Source organism: Cellulomonas triticagri (genome assembly GCF_003696205.1).
Classification (GTDB): domain Bacteria; phylum Actinomycetota; class Actinomycetes; order Actinomycetales; family Cellulomonadaceae; genus Cellulomonas; species Cellulomonas triticagri.
In genome coordinates, this window is record NZ_RFFI01000051.1 from 1 (window position 1) to 16,027 (window position 16,027).

Here is a 16,027-nt window from a genome sequence, read left to right on the forward strand (position 1 = left end):
GCGGGACGCGCGCTGCTGCTGCGGCGCGGCCGGGGGCGCCGGGGCGACGTGCGGGGCGACCTCGCCGACGAGCGCGGCGACGACCGGCGACCCGGGCGCGACGCGCTGCGGGGTGACGGTGATCTTCGCCTTGCGGGTGAGGTCGCGGACGTCCCCGGCCTGCTCGGGCAGCTGGACCGTCACGACGTCGCCGCCGGAGCCCGCGCGGGCGGTGCGGCCGGAGCGGTGCAGGTACGCCTTGTGCTCGGCCGGCGGGTCGACGTGCACGACGAGCTCGACGTCGTCCACGTGGATGCCGCGCGCGGCGATGTCCGTGGCGACGAGCACCTTGACCTCGCCGGACGTGAACGCGCCGAGGTTGCGCTCGCGCGCGCCCTGGCCGAGGTTGCCCTGCAGGTCGACGGCGGGGATGCCGTCCTGCGTGAGCTGCTTCGCGAGCTTCTTCGCCTGGTGCTTGGTGCGGGTGAACAGCACGCGGCGGCCGGTGCCGGAGGCGAGCTCGTGCACGACCTGCTTCTTGGCGTCGGCGTCCGCGACGACGAGCACGTGGTGCGTCATCGTGGAGACGGGCGCGACGGCCGGGTCGACCGAGTGCGTGGTCGGCTGGTCGAGGTACCGCTTGACCAGGATGTCGACGCCGTTGTCCAGCGTCGCCGAGAACAGCAGGCGCTGGCCGCCGCGCGGGGTCTTGTCGAGCAGGCGCTTCACGACGGGCAGGAAGCCGAGGTCGGCCATGTGGTCGGCCTCGTCCAGCACCGTGATCTCGACGGCGTCGAGCGAGCACAGGCCCTGCTTGATGAGGTCCTCGAGCCGCCCGGGGCAGGCGATGAGCACGTCGATGCCACCGTTGAGCGCCGACACCTGGCGGCTCTGCGCGACGCCGCCGAAGACGGTGGTCGAGGTCAGGCCCGCGGTGGTGGCCAGCGGCTCGACGGTCGCGTGGATCTGGGTCGCGAGCTCGCGGGTCGGGGCGAGGATCAGCGCGCGGGGGCGGGCCTTGGCGCGCTGGGCCTTCGAGTCGGACAGGCGCGCGACGACGGGCAGCGCGAACGCCACGGTCTTGCCGGAGCCGGTGCGGCCGCGGCCGAGGACGTCCTTGCCCGCGAGGGTGTCGGGCAGCGTGGCGGCCTGGATCGGGAACGGCTCGGTGATGCCGCGCCCGGCGAGGGAGCGGGCGAGCGAGGAGGGCACACCGAGATCGGTGAAGCTGGGCATACGAGAGCGCCTTTCCGGCGTCGGGTCGGGACCCGCGACGTCCGCGCGAGGGCGGCGACCGGCGCCGGCGGCTCGGTCAGGCGAGCGTCTGCTGGCGGCGCAGGGCGCCCTGCGTGCGCAGGACGTAGCGGAAGAGGGCGTCCGTCTCCCGCGGGGAGGTCTCGACGAACTGGCAGCCGTAGTGCGTCCCGGTGCGCGAGGGCTGGGCGCGGACGACGACCGCCTGCAGCCAGAACGCGTCCGACAGCTCGGGGAAGACGAACCTCACCGTGCTGCCCGGAGGCAGCTCGGTCTGACTCATCATACGCATCCCGTGCGCGGAGACGTCGAGCACGGTGAAGCGCATGCGCACCTCGTCGGCGTCCTTCTCGGCGTCCTGCGGGTCGGACTCGTGGTGCGCGTCCTCGGCGTCGGGGTCGGCGGCGAGCCTGGCGAAGCCCTCGCACTCGACCTGCACGGCGACGCGCGCGACGGCCCGCTTCTGCAGCGTCGACAGCAGCTCGACGCCGGTGAACGCCACGGTGTCGGCCGAGATCCGGGCGACGTCGCCCTGGTACACGCACTCGCCGCGGGCGTCGTCCAGCACGCGCAGGAGGTAGGTCTCGTCCTCCGCGACGCCGCGCACGATGCCCTCGGTGCCCATCCACAGCACGCCGTCCTCGAACGTCCGGACGTAGCCGTCGAGGACGGTACGACCGTCCTGCTCGACGGAGCAGAGGGCGAGCTCGTGCATGCGGGGTGGTCCGTCCAGGGGGTGGGGGGGCGGGCAGGGGCGCTCGGAGGCTATCCCGGGGACGTGGTGACGGGCGTGCGCCGACCGGGTGCAGCAGCCCCCTGGGCTGCGATTTCATCCACCGGGCAAACCGGGCGAAACGCCGCAACGGGGATCTTCTCGCCATTTCCGGCATCCCGACCGTAGTGTCGGCGGGGACGACCGGGAACCCGGCGTCACCCACCCTCCAGGACTCGAGGCCCGAGCTGGCAACCGCACACCGCCGCTGGCCCCTGACCCGGTACTTCGCCGTGGTCAGCATCGTCGCCATGCTCGCGCTCGGCGTCACGCTCGTCCTGGTCACCTCGAACGTCATGCAGGACCAGGCGCGCCGGGACGGCATCGCCCTCGCCCGGTCGATCGAGTCCTACGCGACGTCCTCCGTCCCCGACCAGGCGTTCACGGTCGGTGTGCTCTCCCCCGCCGAGCGCGCCGAGGTCAGCGAGCAGGTCGAGGGGTTCCGGGACCTGCGCAGCCTGCGGCTGTGGACCGTCGACGGCACGCTGCTCTACGACTCCAACGACGCGACCACCGGGTTCCCCGACGGCGACCGGCTGGACGCCGCCACCCGGCAGCGCGAGCCCGACGCCGAGGTGGTCACCGAGGTGCGCGGCTCGGAGGTCGGCGGCACCGAGTCGACCCTGCTGAGCGTGTACGTGCCCGTGCAGCACGACGGCGTCGTGGTCGGCGCGGCCGACGTCATGCTCGACTACCAGGCCACCACCGACGCCGTCGCCTCCGCCACCCGCACCGTGACCCTCGTGGTCGCCGGCGGCCTCGCCCTGCTGTGGCTGCTGCTGTTCCGCACCGTGTGGAACGCGTCGCGGCGGCTGCAGTCCTCGGCCCTGGAGAACGCCCGGCTCGCGCTGCTCGACTCCCTGACCGGCCTGCCGAACCGCCGGATGCTCGCCGACCGGCTGGAGCGCGCCCTCGCCGACGCGCACGCCGGGGGCACCACCGTCGGTCTCGCGCTGCTCGACGTCGACCGGTTCAAGGACATCAACGACTCCCTCGGCCACGACCGCGGCGACGAGCTGCTCGAGCAGGTGGCGCACCGGCTGCGCGACGCGCTGCGGCACGACGACATGGTCGCCCGGCTCGGCGGCGACGAGTTCGCGATCCTGCTGCCCGACGTCGGCACGGTCGCGGACGCCGAGGCCGCCGCCCGCCGGGTCCGGCAGCTGTTCGTGCCGCCGTTCATGCTCGGCGACCTCGCCCTGCACGTGGACACCTCCATCGGCGTGGCGTGCCTGCCCGACCACGCCGAGGACGCGTCCTCGCTGATGCGGATGGCCGACGTCGCGATGTACACCGCGAAGACGCACCGCCTCGGCGTCTCCGTGTACTCCCCGGAGGAGGACGACTCCTCCCCCGCCCGCCTCGTGCTGCTGGGCGATCTGCACCGCGCGCTCGGGGTGGACGACGAGCTCGAGCTGCACTACCAGCCCAAGATCGACCTGCGCACCGGACGGACCGTCGGTCTCGAGGCTCTGATGCGCTGGCGGCACCCCACCCGCGGGATGCTGCCGCCCGACCTGTTCGTGCCGCTCGCCGAGCAGTCCGGCCTCATCCACGACCTCACCCGGTACGCGCTGCGGGCCTGCGTCGCCCAGCTCGCCGTGTGGTCCCGCACCGGGGAGCCGGTCCCGGTCGCGGTCAACCTGTCGGCGCACGACGTCACGTCGCACGGCGTCGTGGACGTCATCGAGGACCTGCTCGACCGGCACGAGGTGCCCTCCGCGCTGCTGGAGGTCGAGATCACCGAGACCGCCCTGGTCAGCGACCCGTCCCGCGTCGTACCCGTGCTCGCGCGGCTCGGCGACATGGGCGTGCGGGTCTCCATCGACGACTTCGGCATCGGCAACACCTCGATCTCCCAGCTGCGCGACCTGCCGGTGCACGGCCTGAAGATCGACCGCCTGTTCGTCGCGGACCTCGCCACGCGGGGCGGGTCGAGCTCCGTGGTCGTCGTCAAGGCCATGGTCGACCTCGCGCACTCCTTCGGGCTGCAGGTCGTCGCCGAGGGCGTCGAGGACGAGGTGGTCGTGGACGCGCTGCGCCGGCTCACCGTCGACCAGGCGCAGGGCTACCTCTACTCCCCCGCCGTGCCGGCGGACCGGCTGCGGCCCGAGGACCTGCCCCGACCCACGGCTGACTCGGGCACGCGACACGCCGTCACATCCGTCACCCGAGAATCGGGCGTTTCGCCTCAAGGTGCGCGACCATCTGACCGATAACCCCTGATAAGCCCCGTTTCGACTCACCCGTGAGGACGACCACCCGGATGGACGAGCTGCTCCGCGAGATGATCACGCCGCCCGCACCGCGGCGCGACCCGGCCCGCCGCCGGCGCCTGATCACCACCGTGGCGATCCTGGGCATGGCCGGCCTCGGCATGACCTCCCTGGTCACGTCGGCGATCTTCACCGACAACGACGACACCGGCCGCTCCGGCATCACCACCGGCACCGTCGACATCGCCGCGGGCGAGGACGCCGCGTTCGTGCTGCCCCCCGGCGACCTCGCGCCCGGCGACCAGGTGTACAGCCCCGTCACCGTGCAGAACGCCGGGTCGCTCGCGCTGGTCTACGGCGTCCAGTACGCCGCCACCGACACCCAGGGCACCGGGCTCGCCGGGCAACTCACGCTCGACCTGTTCGCCGTTCCCGCCGCGTCCTGCACGGAGACCGGGCTCGCGAGCGCGACGCCGATCGGCACCTCCGGCCCCGGCATGTCCGGCTCCGCGACCCAGATCGTGCCCACCGACCGCCGCCTCATCGCCGCGGGCACCGAGGACCTGTGCGCCCGGGTGTCCGTGCCGCTGGAGCTCGGCAACGAGTTCCAGGACGCCAGCGCCGACCTGGCGCTGACCTTCCTCGCGGAGCAGGACCCCACGGACCCCCACGCCACGAGCTGACCCGCCGACCCGTCGACCACCCGAGGCCCCGGAAGCCGATGACACCGCACCCGCCGGTCGAGCGCCGGGCGCCGCACCCCGAGCGCCCTCGGCACGCGACCCCGGTGAGCCCGCGCCGCCGGGCCCTGCGCAGCGCGCTGTGGACGGTGATCGTGGTGTGCGGACTCGCCTACGCGACCTCCCTCGCGGTGCCGCTGTGGTTCCAGGCGAACGGCCAGCGGCTGCTCATCGTCACCTCCGGGTCGATGGCCGGGGACGACCAGGGCGCGTTCGACGCCGGTGACGCCGTCGTCATGCGCCGCATCGACGACCCCTCGCAGCTGCGGGTCGGGCAGGTCGCGACGTTCTGGCCCGCCGGGTCCGACCAGCTCGTCACGCACCGGATCATCGCCCTGCGGAACCTGCCGGTCATGCAGCAGGACGAGGCCACCGGGAAGATGGTCCAGACCTACGACCCCGAGACCGGCGAGGCCCTGACCCGGCCGTACATCTTCACCAAGGGCGACGCGAACCTCGAGCCCGACCCGGACGCGACGCCGCTGTCCCAGGTGCGCGGCATCATCCTCGACGTCTACCCGCGGTGGGGCTGGGTGCTCGACTGGGCGGGCTCCGCGCAGGGCCGCGCCGCGATGCTCGTGCCGCCGCTGGCCGCGCTGGCGGCGCTCGAGGTCGTCTCGCTGCTGGACGACCGCCGCGCCCGCCGCGCCGCCGGTGAGCAGCGCCGCCCCTCCGCCCGCGAACGGCACGACGATGCGCTCCTCCTCGGCTGAGGCGCGGGTCACGGACCCCGACGACGCCCGGCTCCTCGGGCCGTGGGGGCGGCTCGTGCTCGGCACCCTGCTGGTCGGGGCGGCCCTGCTCGGCCCGGCGGTCGGCTACGCCTCGGCCCAGTTCGGCGACTCCGCGACGGTGACGATCTCCATCACGGTCCCGGCGACGAGCCCGAGCGCGCCCTCGTCGCCCGCCCCGACGGCCACGCTCGCCGCCCCGCCCGCCGTCCCCTGACGCGGCGCGGGCCCGCCGAGAGGACGACGTCGGCCTGCCCGCACCAGGGTCCGCGCAGGCGAGACCTGTCCTTCGGCGCCGCCGGGCGCGGGCGACGCCGCGCTGGGCGGCGCAGCGTCTGGGGTCAGCTGAAGCCGATGGCTCGTTGGGCGACGCGGTAGGCCAGGACGCTCACGCGCCGGCCCGCCGGGCCCGGGAGGTTGGAGAGGTGGCCGAGGACGGTCCACCGGACCTTGCGGTACAGCCAGAAGTCCTGCCGGCGCAGCTCGGACCAGAGCCGGTCGCGCTCGGCCAGCGACTCGGGGGTGCCGGCCCGGATGAGCAGGATCGAGGACACCGTGCAGATGATCTCGACGTAGTGCAGCCGGTAGGCGCGCAGCCGCCGGTCGGTGACCCGCACCCGGGAGACGTGTTCGAGCATCAGCCGGTTGACGCGCAGCTGCTGGTCGATGCGGCGGAGCATGACCGCCTCCTGCACGGACTGGTCGGCGCGGCCGATGAAGTACCGGTACAGGTCGACGTCCAGGTAGTACAGCGTGGAGACGTGCGCGAGCGGCACCAGCGCGTAGAGGCTGTCGACGTAGAACGTGTGCTCGGGGAGCCGGAGACCGGCCTCGCGCAGCACGGCGGTGCGGTAGATGAGCGCGTGCATCATCAGGTACTGCCGCTTGCCGAACCCGCGGGTGCCGGACCACGGCACGACCTGCCCGGTCGGCAGGGCGCCGCGGTACCGCACGGCGGTCTTGGTGCGCTTGCCGACCTTCTCGTACACGAAGTTGGAGACGAGGAGGTCGACGGGCCGCTCGTCCGCGAGGAACCCGCGCAGGGTGTCGAGGACGCGGGCGAGCGCGTCCCGGTCGAGCCAGTCGTCGGCGTCGACCACCTTGAGGTAGGCGCCGCGCGCGTGGTCCAGGCCCGTGTTGATCGCGGAGCCGTGGCCGCCGTTGGGCTTGCGCAGCAGCCGCACCTCACCGGGGTACCGGTCGACGTACGTGTGCGCGAGCGCGGCGGTGCCGTCCGTCGAGCCGTCGTCCACGACGACGACCTCGACGTCCGGCCCCCAGCCGACGAGCGTGTCCAGCGCCCGCGCGAGGTAGCCCTCCGCGTTGTACGCGGGGACGACGACGGACAGCACCGGGCTCGCGGCTGGCCTCACGCCGAGCGCACCTCCGTGGGATCACCGGCCGCGGCCGGTGCGGCCTCCTCGGGCTCCTGCCGGAAGATGACCTTGAAGATCGGGAAGAACACCCAGAACGAGATCGCCGAGTTGATGATCATGGTGACGACGTCGGCGAGGGTCTCCCCGGTGCCGCCCATGTTCCAGGTGTCGATGAACAGGTCGTAGATCGGTGCCTTGTACAGACCCTGCAGCGCCGCCGCGACCAGGGTGATGATGACATAGGCGATGGCGTACCAGGACGCCGCCTTCGCCACGGACGAGTTGGACTTGAACGTGATGTTCCGCTGGGCGAAGAAGTTGATCACCTGGGCGATCAGCAGCGTGATCTGCACGGCGAGGAAGTACGCGAGCCCGCCGCCGCCCGCCGGCAGGGCCCCGGCGGCGTAGTCGAAGACGAAGTACTGCGAGCCGTCCGGGTTGGACCCGATGGGCCACACCTGGAACGAGGTGTCCACGAGCGACGTCATCCCGAAGACCCACTTGATCGCGGGCATGAGGGCGAGCTGCAGCACGGTGATGCCGTTGGACAGCACGAAGAACACGACGAACTGGGCGATGCCGGGACGCTTCTCGGCGAACGAGCGCCAGGCGGCGCGCATGCGGGTGAGCACGGGGGTTCTCTCTTCTGTGAGCTGGTCTCAGGCGTCGCCGCGCAGCTCGCGCGCGGTGCGGCGGTTGGCGCTGCGGTTGCGGAAGAACGCGCCGACCACGGCGCCCGCCCCGGAGAAGAAGCGGCCGTTGACGATGCGGACGATGCCGTCGACCATCTCGGTGCTGACCATGCCGTTCGTCATCTTCCCGATGGCGCGGAACGGCATGTTGAGCAGGAACAGGATGTTCAGGTCCGGCTTGCCCTTCTTGTCCGCGCGGTCGCGCTGCCAGGCCAGGACCCGGTAGGCGAGGCGAGCCAGCGGCGAGCGCGCCGTCTGCATCCGGCCGAGGGCGTCGTTCACGCCGAGCGGGCCGGACCAGGACGACGGCGGCACGGGGCGGCCGAGCAGCGCGGCGAAGTCGGCGTCGGGGACGCGGCGGACGTCGGCACGGGCGTACCGGGCCAGGGCGGGGTCATCCGTCGCGGGCGCCATGGTGCCGGTCACGGCGACGGGGACGGACAGCGGCAGGTCGTCCACGTGGGCGCCGGCGAGCACGGCGTAGGTGCCCTGCTCGACCTGCCACGCGCCGGTGACGGTGTCCCAGTGCCGGAAGGCCGCGTCGCCGAGCGGCACGGTGACCGTGGCGGACTCCCCCGGCTCGAGCTCGACGCGGGCGAACCCGGCGAGGGTCCGGTCGGGGCGGTGCACGCCCGGGGTCTCGCGGCGCACGTACACCTGGACGACGTCGGCCCCGCGCACGGCGCCGGTGTTGGTCACGGTGACCGTCGCGGAGTCCGCGGTCGCGGTGAGGTCGGCGTACGCGAAGGTCGTGTACGACAGCCCGAAGCCGAACGGGAAGGTCACCGGGACGTCCGCGGTCGTGTAGTACCGGTACCCGACGTACAGGCCCTCGCGGTACTCCGCGGTGCGCTGGCGACCCGGGAAGGTCTCGGCGGTCGGGGTGTCCGACAGGCGCACCGGCACGGTCTCGGCCAGGCGGCCCGCGGGGTTCGCGACGCCGGTGAGCACGTCGAGCAGCGCGCCCGCGCCGGCCTGGCCGGCGAGGTACCCGTGCACGACGGCCTTCGTGGCACCGAGCCACGGCATCTCGACCACGCCGCCGGCGGACAGCACCACGACGACGTTCGGGTTGACCGCGGCGACGGCCTCGAGCAGCTCGGTCTGCGCGGCGTGCAGGCGCAGGTGCTCGCGGTCCAGGCCCTCGGACTCGGCGATCTCGTCCAGCCCGAGGAACAGCAGCGCGACGTCGGCGCCCTGCGCGGCGGCGACGGCCTCGGCCCGCAGCCCGGCGTCCGGGGTGCCGTTGCGCTGGAAGCCCGCGGCGAACGCGGTCATCTCCAGGCCGGACTCCCCGATGACGTCCAGGACGGAGTCGAGGCGGGTGGGGTTCACGGCCGACGACCCGGCGCCCTGGTAGCGCGGGGTGCGGGCGAAGTCGCCGATGACCGCGACGCGGGTCCCGGCGGCCAGCGGCAGCACGGACTCCTCGTTGCGGAGCAGCACCGCAGTCCGCGCCGCGACGCGGCGCGCCAGGGCGTGGTGCGCCTCGACGTCCACCGCGGCAGCGGTACCCGGCTCCCGGGCCTCCCGCACCAGCTGCAGCACCTCGGCGGCGCGGGCGTCCAGGTCGGCCTCCGCGAGGCGGCCCTCGCGCACGGCGGCGACGAGCTGGCGGGCGGAGTCCAGGCCCGCGGCCGGCATCTCCAGCGTGCCGCCCGCGGCGGCCGCGGCGACCACGTCGTTCGAGCCGCCCCAGTCGGAGATGACCGCGCCGTCGAAGCCCCACTCCTCGCGCAGGACCTGCGTCAGCAGGAAGGGGTCCTCGTGCGCGTAGACGCCGTTGACCAGGTTGTACGCCGACATGATCGTCCGGGGCTGCGCCTCGGTCACGACGATGCCGAACGCCGTCAGGTAGATCTCGCGCAGCGTCCGCTCGTCGACCACGGAGTCCGACGCCATCCGGCGCAGCTCCTGGGAGTTCGCCGCGTAGTGCTTGGGGCACGCCGCCACACCGGCCGACTGGATGCCGCGCACCAGACCGGCGGCGACCTTCCCGGCCAGCAGCGGGTCCTCGGAGACGTACTCGAAGTTGCGCCCGCCCAGCGGGGAGCGCTTGATGTTCAGGCCCGGGCCGAGCAGGACGTCGACGTCCTGGGCGGCGGCCTCGGCGCCGAGCGCCCGCCCGACCTCCTCGGCCAGCTCGGGGTCCCAGGCGCTCGCCAGACCGGCGGCCGTGGGGAAGCAGGTGGCGGGCTGCGACGCGGCGATGCCGAGGTGGTCGGCCGCACCGAGCTGCTTGCGCACGCCGTGCGGGCCGTCCGCCAGCCACAGCGAGCGGACGCCGTGGCGGGGCAGGTCGTGGGTCTCCCAGACGGTCTTGCCCGTGAGCAGGGCGGCCTTCTCCAGGAGGGTCAGGTTCTCGGTCATCGCGTGCGGCGTCCTTCGCAAGGTGCGGCTCGGGAGCCGCCGCCGGGGCGCGGGGAGGGAGCCCCCACGACCCGGCGGCGACCGGGTCCCGGCCGGTCCGACGTGCGGACCGGCCGGGAGGTGGGGCTCAGCGGGTGGGGGTACCCGCTGCGTCCTCGGTGTCGACGGACGCCTCGGGGGCGGCCTCGTCCTGCGGCAGGTCCTTGTGCTTGCGCACCCGGCGCACGACGTAGACCACGCCGAGCACCAGCAGGATGCCGAGCACCACGTCCACCGCGATCTGCACGTAGCGCCAGGTCGGCGGCGTGTAGTCGACGGTCGTGCCGGTCGCGAACCCGTTCATCGCGTTGGAGTTCGCGACGGTGTACAGGATGTTGTGCGTCGACTTGCGGATGTTCGTCACGGCCTCGGCGGAGGTCGTGTCGGCGAGCACCTTCATCGGCTGGAACGTGAGCATGAGGTCCGAGCCAGCCTTGATGGCCTGGTCCGGGTACATGTACTCGTACAGGTTGAAGTCGGTGATCGCGTAGCCGCGGAAGCCCCACTCGTCGCGCAGGACGTTCGTCATCAGCGCCTCGGAGCCACCGGCCCACGTGTTGCCGATCCGGTTGAACGAGGACATGACGGCCGTGGCGGCCCGCATCTCCTGGGTGCCGACCGTGCCCTCGTCGTCGGTGATGTAGGAGATCTCCATCATCGCGTTCTTGTAGGGCAGCTCGAACGCCTTGAGGTAGATCTCGCGGATCGCCTGCTCGTTCGCCCAGGTGGCCACACCGTGGTTGATGCGGTTGGTCTCCTGGTCGTTCATCGCGAAGTGCTTCATCGCGGTGTAGACGCCCTTGGTGGCGGCACCCTCGACGACCTCGGTCGCGAGCGCGCCGGACAGCAGCGGGTCCTCCGAGTAGTACTCGAAGTTGCGGCCCGCGAACGGCGAGCGGTGCAGGTTGACCGCCGGCGCGTACCAGCCGTTGGCGTCGAGGGTCAGCGCCTCGTTGCCGATGGACACGCCCATGGCGTGCGCCAGGTCCTTGTTCCAGGTCTGGCCCAGCAGCACCTCGGACGGGTACGCCACACCGGAGATCGCGTCGTTGATGAACGAGCTGAAGCCGGCGGGGCCGTCGTAGTCGTTCGCGACCTCCTTGGCGATCGAGTTGATCGCGCCGGAGTTGTACGCGCCGTTCAGGATGACGGAGGTCATCTCGGAGACGGTGATCTGGTCGAGCAGCGCGTCCCACTGCGGGTCGTCGTACGCGAGGCCGCGCATGTCGATCAGGGAGAGGTCGCCCTCGGCGCCCTGCGTCGGCATCTCGGCGTCGGACGCGCCGTTCACGGCGGCGGCGTCGTACGGCTCGAACGCCGCGACGGTCTCCTCGGAGGCGACCATGTCGGCCGCGGTGGGCGCCGTCGGGAAGGTCCCGGCGAAGTCCGCGCGGGACATGTTGAGGATCTTGCCCTCCTCGGCGGTGTCGACGAACGCCGCGTTCACGTCGTCGAACTGGTTCGTGACCTCGACCTCGTCGGAGGCGCGGTGGTCGTCGCCGGAGTACGTGACGGTCTCGTCGACCGTGTAGGTGATCGGCTCGGTGCCCGCGGTGACGGTGTGCGAGTCGTCCTGGACGGTCAGCACGTAGTCACCGGCGTCCAGCACGTAGGCCGCGGCGACGGCGTAGTCGTACGAGGCCATGTCCTCGACCGCGAGGGTCAGGGTCACCGTCTCGGAGGCACCCGGCTCGATGACGCCGGTCTTCTCGAACGCGCCGAGCACGACCGAGGACTTCTCGATGCCGCCCGGGGTGTACGGGGCCGAGTAGTAGAGCTGCACGACCTGCTTGCCCGCGACGTCACCGGTGTTGGTGACCTCGACGTCCACGGAGATCTCGCCGTCGACCTCGCCGAGCTGCTGCCCGGTCACGGCCTGGGAGAACGTCGTGTAGGACAGGCCGTAGCCGAACGGGTACACGACGGCCTGGTCGTAGTCGATGAAGCCCTCGACGGCCGCGGTCTCGTAGTACCGGTACCCGACGTAGATGCCCTCCTCGTACTGGACGAAGTAGGCGCCGCCGTCGACACCGCGCGAGTCGTCGGTGCCGAGGCCCGAGATGTTCGAGTACGCGTAGTTGCCGAAGTTCTGGAACGTCGGGTCGGCGGTGAAGTCCGCCGCGTAGATGTCGACCGTGCGGCCGGACGGGTTGACCGCACCGGTCAGCACCTCGCCCAGCGCGTTCAGGCCGGACTGGCCCGGGGAGCCGAGCTGCAGCACCGCGTCGACGCCGGCGTCCTCGGCGACCGGGCCGAGCTCCATGCTGGTGGACGCGTTGACCGCGACCACGACGGTGTCGAAGTTCTCCTTGGCGAGCGCCAGGAGGTCCTTCTCGTCCTGGTTCAGCTCGAGCTGGTGCTGACCCTCGGTGTACTTGTCGTCCCAGCCCTCCATGGAGGTCGCCAGGTCACCGCCCTCGCCACCGGCGCGGCCGATGACGACCACCGCGGCGTCGGAGTAGTCCGCGAAGCTCGCGCGGGCGTCGTCGGAGTAGTCCGCGACCGGCATCTCGCCGATGTTGTAGACCGACTGCGACGGCTGGTCCATGACGATGTTGGTCTTCGGGGCGTCCGCCGCGAAGTCCGCGAGCTCGTCGTAGACGGTGCCGTTGACGCCGATGCCGGCGTTCTCCAGGCCGTCGCGGAAGTTCACCGCGGTGCTGGTGTCGGTCGAGCCGGAGCCCGAGCCGCCGTACACCGGGTCCGCGGCGGTGCGGCCGAGCAGGGTCACCTGCGGGGCGTCACCGGTCAGCGGGAGGGCGCCGCCCTCGTTCTTCAGCAGGACGATGCCCTCGGCGGCGATCTCCTGGACGAGCGCGTCGGCCGCGGCCTCGGCGTCCTCGGCGGTGTCGTAGTCCGCCGTGTTGTACGCGGTGTCCCAGTCCTCGGTGCCGTCGGCGTTGTTCACCGTGTAGGTCCCGGTGCCGAGCTGCGAGGCCACCCAGTTGGAGTAGACCCCCAGGAGGATGTTCGCGACGACCGCGATGACGAGCACGAGCCCCAGCACCGGGGCCCAGATGGAAACGAACTTCTTGTTGGACATCGGCCTCTTCGCCGCTCTGCTGCTCACGAGGAGTCTCTCCTTCGAGTCGTGGGTGTGGCCGCCCCACCCGACGTCTCGGGCAGCGAGGAGGCCCCCTCAGGGAACCGTCCGGCCGGTGCAGCACCACGGCCCTGCGCACGATCTGTCGGTTCGGGCGCACGTTCTGTCGGCGTTCGGTGGAGAGCCACCGCGCGCACACCCGCACGCCCTACACTCGCAGCGCCCGTGCGGCCACCGCGGCCGCCACCCCCACCGGAAGGCGCGTCATGGACCTGCTCGTCGTCGGAGCCGGGCTGTTCGGTCTCACGATCGCCGAGCGCGCCGCCGAGGCGGGCCTGCGCGTCACCGTCGTGGACCGCCGCGAGCACCTCGGCGGCAACGCGTACAGCAGCGTCGACGCGGACACCGGCATCGAGGTGCACCGGTACGGCTCGCACATCTTCCACACCTCGAACGAGCGGGTCTGGGACTACGTGCGCCGGTTCACGGCGTTCACCGGCTACCAGCACCGGGTCTACTCGACGCACGCGGGCACCGTGTACCCGCTGCCGATCAACCTCGGCACCCTCAACCAGTTCTTCGGCACCGCGATGGGCCCCGAGGCCGCGCGGGCGCTCGTCGCCGCGCAGGCCGCCGAGCACGGGGACGGCACGGCGCCGACCAACCTCGAGGACAAGGCGATCTCGCTGATCGGCCGCCCGCTATACGAGGCGTTCATCCGCGACTACACCGCCAAGCAGTGGCAGACCGACCCGCGCGCGCTGCCCGCCTCCGTGATCGCCCGGCTGCCCGTGCGGTACACGTACGAGAACCGGTACTTCTCCGACACCTACGAGGGGCTGCCCGCCCACGGGTACGCCACCTGGTTCGAGGCGATGGCCGCGCACCCGCGCATCGACGTGCGGCTCGGCACCGACTTCTTCGAAGACGGCCAGCCGCTCAGCAAGGGCTCCGCCCGGGGGCAGCTGCCGATCGTCTACACCGGCCCCATCGACCGGTACTTCGACCACCACGCCGGGCCGCTCGGCTGGCGCACCCTCGACCTGGAGACCGAGACGCTGCCCGTCCGGGACTTCCAGGGCACCAGCGTCATGAACTACGCCGACCTCGACGTGCCGTGGACGCGGATCCACGAGTTCCGGCACTACCACCCGGAGCGCGAGGCGCAGCACGCGCAGGACCGCACCGTGGTCATGCGGGAGACGTCGCGGTTCGCGCTCGCCGGGGACGAGCCGTACTACCCCGTCGCGACCCCGCAGGACCGCGAGCGGCTGCACGCCTACCGGGACCTCGCGGACGACGAGCCCGACGTGCACTTCGGCGGGCGCCTCGGCTCCTACCTGTACCTCGACATGCACATGGCCATCGCGTCGGCGCTGTCGCTGTGGTCCAGCGGCGCGGTGCTCGAGCGGTCCGCGGGCTCGTCCGCCGCGGCGGCCCGGGCGGCGGCGGTCGCGACGGCCTGACGCGGGTCGCGGGGCCGCGCTCAGGCGGGCGCCCGCTCGACCCCGACCGGCAGCGGGACGAGGATCCGCAGCACGAACCAGCGCTCCTCGACGTTCACCGTCATCGAGCCGCCGTACTTCTCCGCCGTGTACCGGATCGACTTCAGGCCGTAGCCGTGCCGGTCGCGGTCCGCGCGCCGGGTCACGATCGCCCCGTCCTCGGTGCGCAGCTCCCCCGTGAAGTAGTTCTCGAACGTCATCATCACGAACCGGTCCCGGGAGTACACCGCGACCTTGATCAGCCGCTTCTCCGGGTCCGGCACCGCGAGCACCCCGTCGATGGCGTTGTCCAGGGCGTTGCCGAACACCGCCGAGACGTCCATCGCCGACATGAAGTCCAGCAGCGCGCCGTCGGCGACGTACGTCAGGTCGATGCCCCGCTCCGCGCACTCCAGGCTCTTGGTCGTGAGGATGACGTCGAGGACGCCGTTGCCGGTGTCCGCCTGCGCCGCGTACCCCGAGACGCTCGCCTCCAGGCTGTCCAGGTAGGAGGCCCGCAGCGACGGGTCCCCCTCCGACCGGATCACGCCGATCTGGTGCTTGAGGTCGTGGTACTTGCGGTTGACGATCTCGATGCTGCGCTTGGACTGCAGGTACTGCTCGTGCTGGCGCCGCAGGATCTCGTCGATCGCCTTGACCTCCGCGCTCGCCCGGTGCTGCAGCCGCTGGCCCTGCTGGGCGTACAGCGCGACGAACCCGCACAGGTCCACCAGCGTCCGGATGTAGAAGATCTCCAGCCCCAGCCGCCCGCTGAACGGGGTGTTCGCGTTGAGGAAGCTGATGTTGCTCATGAAGAACGTCACCAGCGCGATGGCCACCGCCGACGCGAGCTCGCCCGGGGTGACGTCCAGGGGCTGGGTCGGGCGGAAGTGCCGCGACTCCAGCCAGGACGCCAGCCCGAACGCCGCCGCGTAGACCCCCGCGCCGAACACCACCTGCCACACCAGGCCGGGCCGGCCCTCGGCGAGGAAGAAGAAGCAGTGCATCTGCCAGTGCAGCGCCGCGACGAGCTCCGCCAGCACCAGCGCCCGCGCCGCGAAGTACCCCGCCTCCCGGGCCGGGACCCGCGCGGCCGTGACGATGAAGCCGAACATGCACGCGGCCGACGCCGCCATGCCCAGCGACCACAGCGTCAGCGGCAGGTGGTCGGCGAGCACCTGCACGGCGACGAGCACCCCGAGCGCCGCCGCCGCGACCGCGACCAGCCGGGGCACCGCGAGCCGCTGGCGGCGCAGCAGCACGTACACCAGGCAGGCCGCCCACTCCGCGAGGCCGGTCAGCACCCGGGGGATGTCCGGCAGCGTCTCCAT

Annotated in this window: 12 protein-coding genes; 5 read left to right on the top strand and 7 right to left on the bottom strand. The window is 72.3% G+C overall.

The genetic code is table 11. The features are described from left to right. Together EBM89_RS10560 and EBM89_RS10565 are read right to left on the bottom strand one after the other, a co-directional pair. Positions 1-1,215 (bottom strand): DEAD/DEAH box helicase (locus EBM89_RS10560; protein WP_147463524.1); only part of this gene is annotated, 1,215 nt, incomplete at its 3' end. A gap of 76 nt (positions 1,216-1,291) precedes the next feature. Then, positions 1,292-1,948: a PilZ domain-containing protein gene (locus tag EBM89_RS10565; RefSeq protein WP_122149397.1), complete on the bottom strand. Its 657-nt coding sequence runs from the start codon at positions 1,946-1,948 to the stop codon at positions 1,292-1,294. A gap of 290 nt (positions 1,949-2,238) precedes the next feature. On the opposite strand from EBM89_RS10565, the gene EBM89_RS10570 reads away from it, so the two are divergent. From EBM89_RS10570 to EBM89_RS10585, 4 genes are all read left to right on the top strand, one after another. Beyond that, complete coding sequence (locus EBM89_RS10570; protein ID WP_233571669.1) at positions 2,239-4,224, top strand: putative bifunctional diguanylate cyclase/phosphodiesterase; 1,986 nt, start codon at positions 2,239-2,241, stop codon at positions 4,222-4,224. 47 nt (positions 4,225-4,271) lie between these two features. Then, complete coding sequence (locus EBM89_RS10575) at positions 4,272-4,904, top strand: TasA family protein (RefSeq protein WP_122149398.1); 633 nt, start codon at positions 4,272-4,274, stop codon at positions 4,902-4,904. Between the two features lie 104 nt (positions 4,905-5,008). Continuing rightward, entirely contained in the window at positions 5,009-5,674 is a 666-nt protein-coding gene (locus EBM89_RS10580) for a S24/S26 family peptidase (RefSeq protein ID WP_233571670.1), read from the top strand. Continuing rightward, the gene (locus tag EBM89_RS10585; protein ID WP_122149399.1) at positions 5,655-5,909 is read left to right on the top strand and encodes a hypothetical protein; all 255 of its coding nucleotides are present in this window, start codon (positions 5,655-5,657) and stop codon (positions 5,907-5,909) included. Before EBM89_RS10580 ends, EBM89_RS10585 begins: the two co-directional genes overlap by 20 nt. Before the next feature lie 124 nt (positions 5,910-6,033). On the opposite strand, the gene EBM89_RS10590 is transcribed toward EBM89_RS10585, so the two are convergent. The 4 genes from EBM89_RS10590 to EBM89_RS10605 form a co-directional block, all read right to left on the bottom strand. Continuing rightward, on the bottom strand, positions 6,034-7,065 hold the full coding sequence (locus tag EBM89_RS10590) for a glycosyltransferase family 2 protein (protein WP_199732064.1): 1,032 nt from the start codon (positions 7,063-7,065) through the stop codon (positions 6,034-6,036). Next, the gene (locus EBM89_RS10595; RefSeq protein WP_199732065.1) at positions 7,062-7,700 is read right to left on the bottom strand and encodes a hypothetical protein; all 639 of its coding nucleotides are present in this window, start codon (positions 7,698-7,700) and stop codon (positions 7,062-7,064) included. The genes EBM89_RS10590 and EBM89_RS10595 overlap by 4 nt, the downstream gene beginning before the upstream one ends. Before the next feature lie 27 nt (positions 7,701-7,727). Beyond that, on the bottom strand, positions 7,728-10,130 hold the full coding sequence (locus EBM89_RS10600; protein ID WP_122149401.1) for a glycoside hydrolase family 3 C-terminal domain-containing protein: 2,403 nt from the start codon (positions 10,128-10,130) through the stop codon (positions 7,728-7,730). A 127-nt stretch (positions 10,131-10,257) separates the two neighbouring features. Further along, entirely contained in the window at positions 10,258-13,239 is a 2,982-nt protein-coding gene (locus tag EBM89_RS10605) for a glycoside hydrolase family 3 protein (protein ID WP_233571671.1), read from the bottom strand. A 239-nt stretch (positions 13,240-13,478) separates the two neighbouring features. Here EBM89_RS10605 and glf point away from each other — a divergent pair, with 239 nt between their 5' ends. Continuing rightward, positions 13,479-14,678 (top strand): UDP-galactopyranose mutase, encoded by a 1,200-nt coding sequence (gene glf, locus EBM89_RS10610; protein WP_122149403.1) that lies wholly within the window; start codon positions 13,479-13,481, stop codon positions 14,676-14,678. Between the two features lie 20 nt (positions 14,679-14,698). On the opposite strand, the gene EBM89_RS10615 is transcribed toward glf, so the two are convergent. Beyond that, on the bottom strand, positions 14,699-16,027 hold the full coding sequence (locus EBM89_RS10615) for an ATP-binding protein (protein WP_122149404.1): 1,329 nt from the start codon (positions 16,025-16,027) through the stop codon (positions 14,699-14,701).

What these genes read in the sequence shown, in the direction of transcription:
- EBM89_RS10565 (WP_122149397.1), bottom strand. Translation starts at nt 1,948, where the DNA reads ATGCACGAGCTCGCCCTCTGCTCCGTCGAGCAGGACGGTCGTACCGTC.
- EBM89_RS10575 (WP_122149398.1), top strand. Translation starts at nt 4,272, where the DNA reads ATGGACGAGCTGCTCCGCGAGATGATCACGCCGCCCGCACCGCGGCGC.
- EBM89_RS10585 (WP_122149399.1), top strand. Translation starts at nt 5,655, where the DNA reads ATGCGCTCCTCCTCGGCTGAGGCGCGGGTCACGGACCCCGACGACGCC.
- EBM89_RS10600 (WP_122149401.1), bottom strand. Translation starts at nt 10,130, where the DNA reads ATGACCGAGAACCTGACCCTCCTGGAGAAGGCCGCCCTGCTCACGGGC.
- glf (WP_122149403.1), top strand. Translation starts at nt 13,479, where the DNA reads ATGGACCTGCTCGTCGTCGGAGCCGGGCTGTTCGGTCTCACGATCGCC.
- EBM89_RS10615 (WP_122149404.1), bottom strand. Translation starts at nt 16,027, where the DNA reads ATGGAGACGCTGCCGGACATCCCCCGGGTGCTGACCGGCCTCGCGGAG.